This window comes from Prevotella aurantiaca, from assembly GCF_015262605.1.
Classification (GTDB): domain Bacteria; phylum Bacteroidota; class Bacteroidia; order Bacteroidales; family Bacteroidaceae; genus Prevotella; species Prevotella aurantiaca.
In genome coordinates this window covers 1-15,309 of record NZ_JABZSJ010000059.1, presented here as the reverse complement: position 1 = coordinate 15,309, position 15,309 = coordinate 1, and the positions used below count along the sequence as shown (strand labels likewise).

Here is a 15,309-nt window from a genome sequence, read left to right as displayed (position 1 = left end):
AATAAAAGCGTTCCGTGAGCTTTCAGCCTACCAAATGTCCATTACGCCTTATATTACAATGATCATTAACTGGTATGTAAGCCACGTATAACAAATATTATTTGTAAGGAATAACACAAGTAAAAATAGAAAGTAATCGATTTGTAATGTAATAACATCTGCTTTGCGTAGCTAAAATGCCTGTTTTCTGAACGCTGTCAGCCTCAACCTTATCATCGAAAAGCATAAACATGTGGCTTTCTCGTTTTTTATGCGTACCTTTGTCATCATCCCTACAGATGCTGTAAAGAGTTTTAGAGATGGAGTCAAAGGCTCATAAAGAAGGCGGAAATGCCATCACAATACTACATTACAGGTCATGCAGCGACTAACCAACTTATTATCAATGGAGAAGAAGCAGACAAAGCATCTGAAGCAAGACACATAATGGACAAAAAACCGACAAAAAGCATGATACATTTTAATAAAATTGACCTCACACTTGGAATAGCATTCTCCTTTTCTATGTTACCTAGTAGCCTACAGGCACACACACAATCCCTTCAAGAGAAGGTGAAGAACTACTTTCTGCAGACTTTAAAATCTAAACAGAATACGGACTGGAAGAGCAAGGAGGCCTTTCAGCGTAACAAAAACTACTCTACTGACATCCGCAGACAACTCAAAAAAAATGAGATAGACGCCAATGAAAAGATGGTATGGACGGCATGGTGCGAGGCAAACCGCGAACTAAAGGAAGAGAAACTAACACAGCTGGGAAGCCTGCAAAAGGGTGACCAGGACGCATGGAACCTACCTCAAGGACTAGAACCGAATGCCACTATGCCCTACTACTACGGCTCAAAAGGAAAAGCTGAAGGCGAACTACCGCTTTTCCTCTACCTGCATGGGTCAGGACCAAAATCACAGGAGTGGCAGACAGGACTACTCTTAGGCAACAGATTCAATGATGCTCCATCGATCTATTTCATCCCACAGATACCGAACGAAGGCAACTATTACCGCTGGTGGCAAGTCGCTAAGCAGTTTGCCTGGGAGAAACTCATACGCCAGTCACTCGTCAGTGGAGCCGTTAATGCCAACCGCATCTACGTGTTAGGTATATCTGAAGGAGGCTATGGCAGCCAACGTCTAGCCTCATTCTACGCCGACTACTGGGCTGCTGCTGGACCGATGGCTGGCGGAGAACCGCTAAAGAATGCTCCTGTTGAGAACTGTGCGAACATTGGTTTCTCATTCCTTACAGGTGCTGATGACACTGGATTCTACCGTAACATACTTACTCGCTACACGCAAGAAGCGTTCGAAGCAGCCCATAAGGCGCATCCGCTTTCGGCTGATAAACGTCCGCTTTTCCGCCATCGTATTACACTCATTCCAGGTATGCAGCACCGTATAGACTATGATCCGACTACTCCCTGGATGAAGAGCTATGTACGTAATCCTTATCCAAAGACAGTTCTCTGGGAGGATTATGAGATGGATGGGCGTCATCGTTCTGGCTTCTATAACCTGCAGGTGATAAAGTCGCCGTCAGCCAACCGAACCTACTACGAGATGAATATCAGCAATAATGTCATTGAACTTAATATTAAGAACGTTGAATACACCACCATCGAAAAGGATAAGCATTGGGGTATTGAAATGAAGTTCACTCGTTCCTACACCATTGCTAAGGGTGGTCAGTTGCGCATTTATCTGAACAATCATCTTATTGACATGCGCAAACCTGTAACCGTAATCATCAACGACAAGCAACTTTATAAGGGTAAAGTAAAAGCCACATTGCAGGATATGATCAACAGTTGCACAGAATACTTCGATCCTTACCGTGTCTTCCATGCATCAATTGAACTCAATTATTAAAGGTAAAAAGACAAAAAGTAAATGAAAAAAAGGTTGCTCCTTCCTCCAATCAGTACTAATCTCACCTCCTCTTCCCACTCGGAGAGGGACTGGAGATAAAGCTTCCAATCTCATTTTCATGGTATCAACTTTTATCAAACGTTGAAAAACAAAGAAAGGAAGTCCTCAAGAGACCTCCTTTCTTTCTTATTTATTATGCTGTAAATACTATTTAGCGCTTCAGCAATTCTTATTTTCCAATAGCTGCAACACCAGGAAGGACCTTGCCTTCGATAGCTTCGAGCATTGCTCCGCCACCTGTTGATACGTAAGAGACCTTATCGCCCAAACCGAACTTGTTAACAGCAGCAACTGAATCGCCACCTCCAACGAGCGAGAATGCACCATTCTTCTGTGTAGCTTCAGCAACATACTTTGCTATTTCTTCTGTTCCATGAGCAAAATTATCAAATTCGAATACACCAATAGGACCATTCCAAAGAATAGTTTTTGACTCAAGGATAACCTTCTTCCAGCCCTCAAGTGTTTTAGGATCAGCGTCCATACCCTGCCAATCGTCAGGAATCTGGTTTATTGGGAACTCTTTACGCTCTGCATCGTTAGAGAATTCCTGTGCACAAATAGAAGCCTCAGAGAGTAAAAGCTTTACTCCCTTTTCCTTTGCAGCTGCTATTACGTTTAAAGCTTCAGGCATTAGGTCGTCTTCGTGCAATGAATGACCAATCTTACCGCCTTGTGCCTTTACGAAAGTATAGCCCATGCCACCTCCAATGATAAGATTATCCACCTTATCGAGTAGGTTTTTGATGACTCCAAGCTTTGAACTAACTTTAGAACCTCCAATAATCGCAGTGAAAGGATGCTCTGCATTCTTCAAAACATTGTCTATTGCAGTTACCTCTTTCTCCATTAAGAAGCCTAACATCTTATGTTCTGCATCGAAGTAATCGGCAATTACAGCTGTTGAAGCGTGCTTACGGTGAGCTGTTCCAAAAGCATCGTTTACATATACGTCAGCATACGAAGCTAATTTCTTAGCAAAATCAGCTTGACGAACCTTCATTTCTTTCTTAGCAACCTCATACTCTGGAGTTCCTTTTTCTACGCCAACAGGTTTTCCTTCTTCCTCTGCGTAGAAGCGAAGGTTCTCCAATAAGAGCGCTTCGCCAGGTTTTAGTGCTGCAACTTCTGCTTCTGCATTGGCTGCATCCTTAGCAAACTTTACTGGAACCCCAAGGGCTTCGCTTACATTTTTTACTATTTGGCTTAATGATAGTTCTGGTTTCACTTTACCTTTTGGCTTTCCCATGTGGCTCATCATAATAAGTGAGCCACCATCAGTTAGCACTTTATGGAGTGTTGGTAGGGCACCACGGATGCGTGTATCGTCTGTTACATTGCCATTCTCGTCCAATGGTACATTAAAATCGACGCGAACAATTGCTTTTTGTCCAGCGAAGTTAAAGTCATTTATCTTCATCTGATTTGTTTTTATATTACTGTAATGAATACGTTCCTAACGGCAAAAATACTAAAAAATATCCTATTAGGAAACTAAACGCAATCTTTTTTGTAATTTTGCAGTAATAAACTGACATAAATGAAAGATTCTATTATCATCGTTAGCGGCGGTCTGGATTCCATTACGCTTTTATATGACAAGGCAGAAACTATCGCCTTAGCCCTTTCGTTCGACTATGGGCAGAACCATGCAAGCAAGGAGTTGCCCTTTGCAGCGTTGCATTGCAAACGCTTAGGCATCCAACACATTATTATCCCATTGCATTTTATGCAGCAATACTTTAAGAGTTCGCTTTTGGAAGGGTCTGATAAAATTCCAGAAGGTCATTACGAAGAAGATAATATGAAGTCTACAGTTGTGCCATTCCGCAACGGAATCATGCTCGCTATAGCTGCAGGCATTGCCGAAAGTCATAATCTCAGCCGCATTTACATTGCCAATCATGGTGGCGACCATACTATTTATCCTGATTGTCGTCCCGAGTTTATCGATGCAATGACTGCTGCAACTCAGGCAGGCACATTCAATAATACCCGTATAGAGGCAGCCTTTACCAATTTTACAAAGGCTGACATTGTTCGCGTCGGTACAAAATATGGCATTAACTATGCTGAAACATGGAGTTGTTATAAGTCTGGCGATTGCCATTGCGGTAAATGTGGCACTTGCATTGAGCGAAAAGAAGCTTTCAGTGAAGCTGGATTAACCGATCCAACAGAATACGAGGCATAGCTAAAGCGTCCAAATTCAGGAATAACAAAGAATATATTGTATCCAGGTTGTACTTCGCTTTAAAAACAATATATTTAATATATAATTGATTTTAACACGTAATTTAAATTAAATACCAATACAAATATGAGCAAAATTACACAAAAACAGATTTACAGAGAGATTAAAAACCTCTTAATTATTGCCATTGTTATATCTATATCCAGCTTTGGTTGGTGTGCATTTATATTGCCTCACAAAGTTCCTATTGGTGGTATTGCAGGTCTTTCATCGGTTCTTTACTGGGGACCAGGAATACCAGTGCAAATAACTTACTTCGTTCTGAATATCTCGTTGTTGTTGATTGCCCTGAAAGTATTGGGTTGGCGCTTTTGCATTCGTACCATTTTTTCGGTAGTAGTGTTTACCATTTCCAGTACAATCTTCCAAGAAGTGATGGAAGGAAATACCCTTTTTCCTGACGACCCTTTCCTTGCCAGCGTTATAGGTGGCGTGCTTTTAGGCTTCGGAACAGGCATTTCCTTACAGTATAATGCCAGTACTGGCGGCTCAGATGTGATTGCTGCAATGATAAGTAAGCATCATGATGTCTCGTTGGGTAAGATAATATTGGGTTGCGACCTTATCATCATCACCTCTGGTTACTTAGTTTTGCACAGCTGGGAGAACGTTATATATGGTTATATCACACTTTTCATAATGACAGGAGTGGTAGATTACGTTATCAATGGTATGCGTGGTTCGGTTCAATTCTTTGTTGTTTCCGACAAATGGAAGGAGATTGGCAATGCCATCAATAGCGATGTGGAACGCGGTTGTACGCTTATTGATGCTCGTGGCTTCTATACGGGAAAGGAATTGGGCATGCTTTTCATACTTGCACGCCGCTCAGAGACTCGTGATATATTCCGTGTTATTGACGAAATAGACCCTGAAGCCTTTGTATCACAGAGTGCTGTGAATGGTGTTTACGGCATTGGCTTCGACAAAATGAAGGTTGGAAGCCGTAAAAAGATAGCTAATGATGGTGCAAAAGTTTATGAAAATCAGTAACTTTGCATTATGAATTATGATGAAATAAAGGATAAACGCATTGCAATACTGCTTTCAGGCGGTGTTGATAGTTCTGTTGTTGTCGATGAATTTGCTCGGTTAGGACTTGCTCCCGACTGCTTTTATATCCGTATTGGACCAGAAGAGAAAGAAGAATGGGACTGTAATTCGGAAGAAGATGTAGAGATGGCAACGGCTGTAGCGCGGCGTTATGGCTGCAACTTCAATGTGATTGATTGTCATAAGGAGTATTGGAGCCAGGTAACAAAGTACACAATGGACAAGGTACGTGCTGGTTTCACGCCTAATCCCGACGTTATGTGCAACCGAATCATTAAGTTTGGTGCCTTCAACGAGAAGTGTGGGCACGACTACGACCTTATTGCTACGGGCCATTATGCACAAACGAAATGGATTGATGGGAAGAAATGGCTCTGCACAAGTCCTGATCCAGTGAAGGACCAGACCGACTTTCTCGCACAGATATACGACTGGCAACTTAAAAAAGCTATATTCCCGATAGGTCATTATGCCAAGAACGAGGTGCGCGAACTAGCCGAACGCGAACATCTTATCAATGCTAAGCGTAAGGATTCGCAGGGTATTTGTTTCTTAGGCAACATTGATTACAACGAATATGTGCGCCGTTATCTTGGCGAACAGGTCGGTGATGTAGTGGAATTAGAAACTGGAAAGAAGATAGGACAGCATAAAGGGCTATGGTTTCATACCATTGGGCAACGCAAAGGCTTAGGCTTTGGAGGTGGTCCATGGTTTGTTGTGAAGAAAGATGTAGCTGCTAACGTGTTGTTTGTTAGCCATGGTTACGACCCAGAAACGGCTTATAAGAAAGAGTTTAAGGTGCATGACTTGCACTGGCTCACCGAAACGCCACGCCTCGAAGTAGACAATAACGATGCGAAAACAGCTGGCAGAATTTCTATTTGCTTCAAAATTAGACACACGCCCGAGTTTCATAAGGGTTATTTGGAGTTGCTTCCTACTGATGATAATAGCGAACCGACAGAAGCTATTGTACACTCCGAAGAGAAGATACATGGCGTAGCACCTGGACAGTTCTGCGTTATCTACGATAAAGACCACAACCGCTGCTTTGGTTCAGCAGAAATTACAATATAAAAGAGATATTTTAATTCCACGTTGAGACGATTCTATCGCAACGTGGAATTTTTCGTTTTAGTCTGCCTCAAGAGTGCACAAGCAAACTAATTGTGCAAGAATAGTAGGTTTGTTTTACCCTTTTTGTAAGATATATTGGTCTTTTGCGTTCGTCTATTTTTTCTCGAAAGAAGACACACACTACTACTTGTATCAGCAAAAAGCTTACAGATATAACAATCAAAAGAAATGTTTTAGATGAAAATAGCGCAACAAGCATAACAGATAAATAAAGCTTCTACTTCTATTAGAATATACCAAGAGGTTGTGAACGTTTAGAGATAAAAGTTCTTTCTATGGACAATAGGAAAGCAATAAAAGTGTAAAGAAAACACAGAAGAGCAGACGCTGTATAACTATCTCATTATCAACACATAACAATAGAGCCTATTTTGCATTGCAAAACAGGCTCTATTGCACAGTAAAACAGGTTCTTTTGCGACGCAAAACAGGCACTATTACAACATCAAAGCGCCATCTCTCATTTTTATTAGTATTTTTCTTGACAAATAAAAGTCGTTTTCCTCTTTTTTAGTAAACAGATAAATAGGCCTTAATTTCTCAATTTATGCGCCACTTATGTCATCAATAAACAGGGCGAATACTATTCAGCGAGTCGTTTAAAGGCTTTCGGTAAATAGTCTATAATATCGCTTGCAATAAGACTTTCTTTACCTAAATCGTTGGCAGCAAGGTCGCCTGCCAAACCATGGAGGTACATTCCTACTATGCAAGCATCTGTATGACTGTAACCGCGAGCCAGTAAAGCTGTGATAATACCCGTCAGTACATCGCCGCTACCGGCTGTTGCCATGCCACTATTACCTGTTGGGTTGAAGATAATATTGCCATTAGGCAGGCAAAGTGCACTATTATGCCCCTTCAGCAATATGTATGAACCAAGGTTTTGTGCCAAAGTTTGAGCCTGTTCCAATCGTTCATAGTCACCATTAGAAGGCGTTCCGTTCAGTCGGTCAAACTCTGCTGCATGCGGAGTCATAATGATATTCTTTGGTAACTGCTGTAACCATGCTCGATGAGAGGCCAACATGTTCAGCGCATCAGCGTCAACGACAACAGGACATTGAGCTCTTCGTATCTGAGAAATCATTGCAATGGCAGTATTTTCCTGCTGTCCTAAACCTGGTCCTATGCCTAATGCATCGAAATCCTCTACACTTACCGCTTCAGAAAAGCAAGTTTCCTCGTAGTCCATCTGCATTATGGCTTCCGGAACAGCCGTCTGCATAATGTCATAGTTCTTCTTTGGCGTATGAACGATAACCTTTCCAGCACCAGAACGCAAGCAAGCACGCGTTGAAAGAATAGCAGCACCAGCCATTCCGTAGCTACCAGCAATTATCAAAGCCTTACCCATACTGCCTTTATGTGCGAAATCGTCGCGCGATAGCAATTTTGCTCGCACTTCGTTCTCCTCTAAAATGGCATATTGAGCGCCTGTCTTACTGATAAATTCCCTGCTTAGTCTTATGTCAAGCACCTTTACTCGTCCAAGAAATTGCTGCGATTCACCAAGTAGGAACGACAATTTCTTCTGGTGTAAAGTTAGTGTGAGGTCTGCTTGAATGATGTTAGCACGTACATTACGTGAGTTATCTTCAGCCAAAAGTCCCGATGGAACATCAATACTGACTACCTTTGACGGACTCTGATTGATATATTTAACGAGCGAAGCAAAGCCGCCAGCAAGAGGTTTGTTCTGTCCGATGCCAAACAAACCATCTATTACCAATGTTTCGGCAGTAAGTTCTGGTGGGTCGAACGATACATTTACCTCAGTGAAATCCTTAAAATGCTTTGTATCTAACAGTCTGCTTTTATTCAAAGCACAGTTCTCTGATAATTGATTAGATATATTAAATAATACTACTTTTACCTGATAGCCTTCATTAAAGAGCAAACGTGCTACTGCCAAAGCATCTCCACCATTGTTTCCTGGACCTGCAAATACTACTACAGGAGTATTGTTTCCCCATTCCTCCATGATGGCATGGGTAAGTGCTTTAGCTGCCCTTTCCATTAGATCAATCGATCTTATAGGCTCGTGTTCTATTGTATATTGGTCAAGCTCGTGTATCTGAGCACTCGTAAATATCTTCATAATAGTGGCAAATTTACAAAAATAAATGCTATTCCTATTAGTTTGTTCCGTATAATTTTCGTAATTTTGCGCAAAATAATTGATTTATCACAATGCGTCGCGTAACAATTAAAGATAAAACATTCGAAACTTCAATCCCTGAAGCAGTGATTCTTGAGAAAGTGAAACATATAGCTGAAAAACTGAATAAGGACATGGCGGGCAAAACTCCCTTGTTTCTTGCAGTTCTAAATGGCTCGTTTATGTATGCTGCAGATTTAATGAAGTTCATTGAAATACCTTGCGAAATAAGCTTTGTAAGGGTAGCTTCCTACACAGGCACGGAGTCTTCAGGAAAGTTTACGGAAATTATCGGCTTGAATGAAGACATTGCTGGGCGCGAAGTAGTGGTTGTGGAAGACATCGTTGATACTGGAAAGACCATGGAACGCATGCTCGAAATACTGCGTAAACATAACCCTGCAAATATTCATATCAGTACTTTGTTATTGAAACCAGGTAAATTGGAAGTGAATTTAGATATTAAATATGCTGCAATGGAAATACCTAACGATTTCATTGTAGGCTATGGTTTAGACTACGATCAGCAAGGAAGAAATTTAAGAGACATATATACTTTAGTACAAGAATAATGAAAAATATCGTAATTTTCGGTGCTCCTGGTGCAGGAAAAGGCACACAGAGCGACAAAATGATTGAGAAGTACGGCTTCGAACACATCTCTACAGGAGATGTGTTGCGTGCCGAAATCAAGAACGGTACAGAACTTGGTAAAACCGCTAAGGGCTATATCGACAATGGTCAGCTAATTCCTGATGAACTCATGATTGACATTCTTGCCAGCGTTTACGACAGTTTTGGCAAGGAACACAAAGGTGTTATCTTCGATGGATTCCCTCGTACAATCCCACAAGCTGATGCTTTGAAGTCCATGCTTGCAGAACGTGGACACAAAGTAGCTGCTATGATTGAGCTATTTGTACCAGAAGACGAACTCATGAAGCGTCTTTTGCTTCGCGGACAACAGAGTGGACGTTCTGATGACAACGAAGAAACCATCAAGAAGCGTCTGAATGTTTACCACACACAGACTTCACCACTTATTGATTGGTACGAAAAAGAAGGCATTCATCATCATGTTGAAGGTCTTGGAACTATTGATGACATCTTCGGTCGCATCGAAACTGTTATTGACGCACTATAATATAAAAAGATGATAGGCAACGGAAAGTAATGCCATGTGCATACTTTTATCCGCTGCCTATCATCTTTTTTCTTAATTCCAATTTCGCTATTCATAGACTTACGCAACATTATTGATTATTTAAAACTCCCCATCAAGTTATGGCAGAAACAAACTTTGTAGATTACGTTAAGATATATTGTCGCTCAGGAAAGGGTGGCAAAGGCTCAATGCACCTACGCCATGTGAAGTATAATCCTAATGGTGGACCTGATGGAGGAGACGGAGGAAAAGGTGGAAGTATTATTCTGCGTGGCAATCACAACTACTGGACATTACTTCACCTACGTTATCAACGCCACATTTTTGCTGAACACGGAGGCAACGGAGGACGAGATAAATGCCACGGAAGCGACGGAAAGGATATTTATATTGATGTTCCTTGTGGCACAGTGGTTTACAATGCCGAGACAGGAAAGTTTGTTTGCGACATTTCATACGATGGTCAAGAGGTGGTATTACTGAAAGGTGGCCGTGGAGGATTGGGCAATTTCCAGTTCCGTACTTCTACAAATCAAGCCCCACGCTATGCTCAACCTGGTGAACCACTACAAGAAATGACTATCATTTTGGAGCTTAAACTTCTGGCTGACGTAGGTTTGGTAGGCTTTCCTAATGCTGGTAAGTCTACATTACTTTCGTCTTTGTCAAGCGCAAAGCCTAAAATAGCCAACTACCCTTTCACAACTATGGAGCCATCGTTGGGTATTGTTAGTTATCGTGATAACCAAAGTTTTGTTATGGCAGATATTCCGGGCATTATTGAAGGTGCAAGTGAGGGCAAAGGATTGGGATTACGCTTTCTCAGACATATAGAACGCAACTCTCTTTTGCTGTTTATGGTGCCTGGAGATACCGACGATATAAAGAAGGAATATGAGATATTGCTGAACGAACTTCGCCAGTTTAATCCCGAAATGCTTAGTAAACACAGAGTATTGGCAGTTACAAAGAGCGATCTTTTAGACGAAGAACTAATAGAAATGTTAAAGGAAACACTGCCTACCGACTTGCCTGTGGTATTTATTTCAGCTGTTGTTGGTAACGGAATTGACGAATTGAAAGACTTGTTGTGGAAGGAACTCAATTCGGAAAGCAATAAATTGAACGATATTGTAGCAGAAGATACTCTCGTACATCGTGATAAAGATATGTCTCGTTTTGAGGCTGAGATGCACGAAGAGGGAGCTGATGTAGAGGATGCAGAGCTTTACGACGAAGATGACTTTGATGAAATAGACGAACTTGACGACTTTGAATACATTGATGAATAATCCTGAACTACATCATTATAAACTAGCTGACAATGTTATAGCCTTTTCTTCTACTCGTCACGGAGGTGTTAGCGAAGGTAATTATGCTACTTTTAACATCAATCGTTATTGTGGTGATGCTCCCGAAAACATAGAAGCAAATCGAAAGGCACTAGCTAATTGCTTGGGATTAGATATTAGCAGAATTATTGTTCCGCATCAAATCCACAGTGATAATTCGCGAATAATAGCCAAAGAATACTTCAATTTGCCCGATAATATTCGTCAAAAAATCATTGAAGGCGTTGATGCTGTAATGACAAATGAATCAAATGTGTGCATCGGAGTATCTACGGCCGATTGTATTCCTATACTTCTTTACGACACAGAATATCATGCTGCTGCAGCAATACATGCAGGTTGGCGTGGAACAGTGAAGCACATTGTGATGAAAACTATCAAGGAGATGGGCGTTATTTTCAATTCTGTTCCGCAAAATTTAAAGGCTGTGATTGGCCCTGGTATTTCGTTAGACAACTTTGAAGTGGGCGATGAAGTTTACGAAAAGTTTGCAAATGCTCAATTTGATATGCAGCGAATTGCCAAACGCTATAGTATTATGCAGCCAAAAGAAGGAGAAGCACCTTTGAAATGGCACATAGACTTGAAGCTTTCTAATCGCTTGGATATAGAAACAATGGGTGTTCTGCCTGAAAATATTATTGACGAAGGCGTTTGCACCTATGATGTTACAACCGATTACTTTTCTGCCCGTAGACTTGGAATTGACTCTGGGCGCATTTATAATGGTATTGTACTGAGGTAAGAAATTACTCCTTTTTCTCTCTTTTACGCTTTTGGTTTGCCACGACCCTTTATTATTTTGTCGTGCCAAACCATCTTTCTTGCATATAAGGTGTAATTAAACGAATTACACCAATTCACCAAGTTGAGTTTTCAAATCTTTGAGTTGGTCTCGTACCGATATTAAGCTTTCAAGAATTTTCTGACTTTTATCGGCTCCGCTGCGGTTTTCTTGCAACATCTTACGCGCTGCAGCAATCTTAAATCCACGTACTTTCACCAGATTATAGATAATCTTTATTTGTTCAATATCCTTGTCAGTATATTGGCGGACCCGATTTCCAGTAGTTTTTGGGCGAAGATGTGGAAACTCTGTTTCCCAATAGCGAAGCAAACTTTCCGACACACCAATCGTCTGTGCCACTTCTTTTATGGAATAATATAGTTTACGAGAATTATCTGTCATAGCTTAATCATTCTACAATTCATTTGCAAAAATAGTGAAAAATCAGTATCTTTGCAACACTTTTAGATGAATTTTAGAAAATAAAGTATATGAAAATGATGACAGCAAATGAAATCCGCGACTCTTATAAGAAGTTTTTTGAGTCGAAAGGACACGTCATTGTACCGTCCGCGCCTATGGTTATAAAGGACGACCCTACGCTGATGTTTACTAACGCTGGTATGAACCAGTGGAAAGATATAATTCTTGGAACAAAGGAACCAGAGCCACGTCGCCGTGCTGACTCACAAAAATGTTTGCGTGTTAGTGGCAAACACAACGACTTAGAAGAAGTAGGACACGACACTTACCATCATACAATGTTCGAGATGCTTGGTAACTGGAGCTTCGGAGACTACTTTAAGGAAAAGGCTATTGATTATGCGTGGGAATATTTGGTTGATGTATTGAAACTAAATCCTGCTGATTTGTATGTTACTGTATTCGAAGGCAGTCCTTCAGAAGGTATTGCACGTGACGATGAAGCCGCTCAATATTGGCTTAAACACTTACCAGCAGACCACATTATTGATGGTAATAAGCACGATAACTTCTGGGAAATGGGTGAAACTGGTCCTTGTGGTCCTTGTTCTGAGATACATGTTGACTCTCGTAGTGCTGAAGAAAAAGCACAAATACCAGGTCGTGAGCTTGTAAACAAAGATAATCCGCAGGTGATTGAAATATGGAACATTGTTTTTATGCAGTTCCAACGCAAGTCTGATGGTTCGCTCGAACCTTTAGCAATGAACGTTATTGATACTGGTATGGGCTTCGAACGTCTTGTACGCATGTTACAAGGAAAGAATTCTAACTACGATACTGACATTTTCCAACCTACCATTAAGGAAATGGAACGTCTGAGCGGAAAGAAGTATGGATTCACAACTCCATCGGGCGAAAACGGAGAAGCAAAGAATGAACAAGAGAAAATAGACATTGCTATGCGTGTCGTAGCCGACCACATGCGTGCTGTTGCGTTCTCTATTGCTGACAGTCAGTTACCTGGTAATGCAAAAGCGGGTTATGTTATCCGTCGTATCTTGCGCCGCGCTGTACGTTATGCTTACACTTTCTTAGACCAAAAAGAAGCGTTTATCTACAAGTTGCTCAATACGTTTATTCACGAAATGGGCAATGCATATCCTGAATTGACAGCTCAACGCGAACTTATTGCACGTGTTATCAAGGAAGAAGAAGATTCGTTCTTGCGTACTTTGGATAAAGGTATCAACCTTTTAAATAATGCAATGGACGAAATGAAGGCACAAGGAAAGACCGAACTGAATGGAAAAGAAGCTTTCCGCTTGTTTGATACTTATGGTTTCCCTCTCGATCTTACCGAACTAATTTGTCGTGAACATGGTTTTAGTGTTGACGAAAAGCAGTTTGAAGAAGAAATGGCACAACAAAAGGCACGTGCCCGCAATGCTGCCGTTGTAGAAAACAGCGATTGGGTTGTATTGAAAGAAGGCGAACAAGAATTTGTTGGTTACGACTATACGGAATACGAATGCCGTATTTTGCGTTACAGAAAGGTTACACAAAAGAAGAATACTTTCTTTGAATTGGTGTTAGACCACACACCTTTCTATGGTGAAATGGGTGGACAAGTTGGCGACCAAGGTGTTTTGGTGAACGAAGAAGAAACCATCGACATTATTGATACAAAGCGTGAAAACAACCAAAGCATTCATATTGTAAAGGAATTACCAAAGAACGTTGAGGCCGACTTTATGGCTTGCGTTGATACAGACAAGCGTGATGCTTCGGCTGCTAACCATACAGCTACTCACTTAGTAGACTATGCTTTGAAACAAGTATTGGGCGAACATTGCGAACAGAAAGGTTCGTATGTAAGCGCAGATACTTTGCGTTTCGACTTCTCTCATTTCCAAAAGGTAACTGATGAGGAATTGCGTCAGGTAGAACGTATAGTAAACGACATGATACGTCAGGACTTACCACGTGGCGAATATCGTGATACTCCATTAGAAGAAGCAAAGAAAATGGGTGCTGTAGCATTGTTTGGCGAAAAGTATGGCGACAAAGTACGTGTTATTAGCTTTGGTCCTTCGTGCGAATTCTGTGGTGGTATTCATGCTACTTCTACAGGTCGTATCGGTTTCTTTAAAATAGTTAGCGAAAGCAGTGTTGCTGCGGGCATTCGTCGTATAGAAGCTCTTACAGGTAAACATTGCGAGGAAACCATCTATACGCTTGAAGACACCATACGCGACTTAAAAGCCATGTTCAACAACGCAAAAGACTTGAAGAGCGTTATAGAAAAGTACATTCACGAACACGATACGATGAAGAAGGAAATGGAAAGTTTCCGTCAGCAAACTGTTACTCGTTGGGCAAATCGTTTGGTAGAACGTGCAGAAACTATAAACCATATTAAGGTGGTTAAGGCAGTTCTCCCTATTGACCCAGCTTCGGCGAAGGATATCGTATTTAAAGTTCGTGAAGCAATACCCGAAAACCTCGTTTGCGTATTGGGTTCAACACACGAAAACAAGCCTTTGCTCTCAATTATGTTGAGCGACGATATGGTGAAAGACCACGAATTAAATGCTGGAAAAATTATCCGCGAAGCTGCAAAACTGATTAAAGGCGGCGGTGGTGGTCAGCCACATTACGCACAAGCAGGTGGTAAAGATGTCGAAGGCATCAATGCTGCTGTAGATAAAGTTATTGAAATGGCTAATTTGTAAAGCAAAAAATCATAGCAATTTGTAAGAGCCACGCTGTTTAAATAAACAGCGAGGCTCTTTGTTTTCTATTGTTAAGTTCAACTTTCCGCCTTATTTATGTCATAAAACACATTCCATTTCTTTTTGAACTTTGTTACATTATAAAGAAATCACCATCTAAAAAACGCACCTTTCCTCCTTTCTCCACACATTGATCTTACATGACAAAAAATTATAATTATAAGTTAGGAAAAATATAATAACAAAATAAAAAATTTATAATTAGGGATATTCAGTAAATATCTAACTAATTGTTTGTCAGTGTAATATATTA

Annotated in this window: 12 protein-coding genes; 9 read left to right on the top strand and 3 right to left on the bottom strand. The window is 40.9% G+C overall.

Translation table 11 applies throughout. From position 1 onward, the window contains the following. The first annotated feature begins 450 nt into the window (after nt 1–450). Nucleotides 451–1,866: a carboxylesterase family protein gene (locus tag HXN26_RS09310; RefSeq protein ID WP_273160869.1), complete on the top strand. Its 1,416-nt coding sequence runs from the start codon at nt 451–453 to the stop codon at nt 1,864–1,866. 229 nt (nt 1,867–2,095) lie between these two features. Here the strand turns inward: HXN26_RS09310 and HXN26_RS09305 are convergent, their stop codons facing one another. Next, nucleotides 2,096–3,346 (bottom strand): phosphoglycerate kinase, encoded by a 1,251-nt coding sequence (locus HXN26_RS09305; RefSeq protein ID WP_273160864.1) that lies wholly within the window; start codon nt 3,344–3,346, stop codon nt 2,096–2,098. Nucleotides 3,347–3,466: 120 nt separating this feature from the next. On the opposite strand from HXN26_RS09305, the gene queC reads away from it, so the two are divergent. The 3 genes from queC (at nt 3,467) to mnmA (ending at nt 6,313) form a co-directional block, all read left to right on the top strand. After that, the gene (gene queC, locus HXN26_RS09300) at nt 3,467–4,120 is read left to right on the top strand and encodes a 7-cyano-7-deazaguanine synthase QueC (RefSeq protein ID WP_025001113.1); all 654 of its coding nucleotides are present in this window, start codon (nt 3,467–3,469) and stop codon (nt 4,118–4,120) included. A 126-nt stretch (nt 4,121–4,246) separates the two neighbouring features. Further along, nucleotides 4,247–5,173: a YitT family protein gene (locus HXN26_RS09295; protein WP_273160861.1), complete on the top strand. Its 927-nt coding sequence runs from the start codon at nt 4,247–4,249 to the stop codon at nt 5,171–5,173. Nucleotides 5,174–5,182: 9 nt separating this feature from the next. Further along, a complete protein-coding gene (gene mnmA, locus HXN26_RS09290) occupies nt 5,183–6,313 on the top strand; it encodes a tRNA 2-thiouridine(34) synthase MnmA (protein WP_273160859.1) in 1,131 nt (376 codons plus the stop codon). A 643-nt stretch (nt 6,314–6,956) separates the two neighbouring features. Here mnmA and HXN26_RS09285 read toward each other — a convergent pair. Continuing rightward, nucleotides 6,957–8,474, bottom strand: a complete 1,518-nt coding sequence (locus tag HXN26_RS09285; RefSeq protein WP_273160857.1) for an NAD(P)H-hydrate dehydratase — start codon at nt 8,472–8,474, stop codon at nt 6,957–6,959. Between the two features lie 92 nt (nt 8,475–8,566). Between HXN26_RS09285 and hpt the strand changes: the two genes are divergently transcribed. From hpt to pgeF, 4 genes are all read left to right on the top strand, one after another. Beyond that, entirely contained in the window at nt 8,567–9,106 is a 540-nt protein-coding gene (hpt, locus tag HXN26_RS09280; protein ID WP_273160856.1) for a hypoxanthine phosphoribosyltransferase, read from the top strand. Further along, nucleotides 9,106–9,678 (top strand): adenylate kinase, encoded by a 573-nt coding sequence (locus tag HXN26_RS09275; RefSeq protein ID WP_025001108.1) that lies wholly within the window; start codon nt 9,106–9,108, stop codon nt 9,676–9,678. The genes hpt and HXN26_RS09275 overlap by 1 nt, the downstream gene beginning before the upstream one ends. Before the next feature lie 140 nt (nt 9,679–9,818). Further along, the gene (gene obgE / locus HXN26_RS09270; protein ID WP_273160855.1) at nt 9,819–10,991 is read left to right on the top strand and encodes a GTPase ObgE; all 1,173 of its coding nucleotides are present in this window, start codon (nt 9,819–9,821) and stop codon (nt 10,989–10,991) included. Further along, nucleotides 10,984–11,796 (top strand): peptidoglycan editing factor PgeF, encoded by an 813-nt coding sequence (gene pgeF / locus HXN26_RS09265; RefSeq protein WP_273160868.1) that lies wholly within the window; start codon nt 10,984–10,986, stop codon nt 11,794–11,796. Before obgE ends, pgeF begins: the two co-directional genes overlap by 8 nt. Before the next feature lie 105 nt (nt 11,797–11,901). Here pgeF and HXN26_RS09260 read toward each other — a convergent pair whose 3' ends face one another. Next, nucleotides 11,902–12,240, bottom strand: coding sequence for a MerR family transcriptional regulator (locus HXN26_RS09260; protein WP_025001106.1), 339 nt, complete (start codon nt 12,238–12,240; stop codon nt 11,902–11,904). Nucleotides 12,241–12,335: 95 nt separating this feature from the next. Between HXN26_RS09260 and alaS the strand changes: the two genes are divergently transcribed. Next, nucleotides 12,336–14,996, top strand: a complete 2,661-nt coding sequence (gene alaS / locus HXN26_RS09255) for an alanine--tRNA ligase (protein WP_273160866.1) — start codon at nt 12,336–12,338, stop codon at nt 14,994–14,996. Nucleotides 14,997–15,309: the final 313 nt, after the last annotated feature.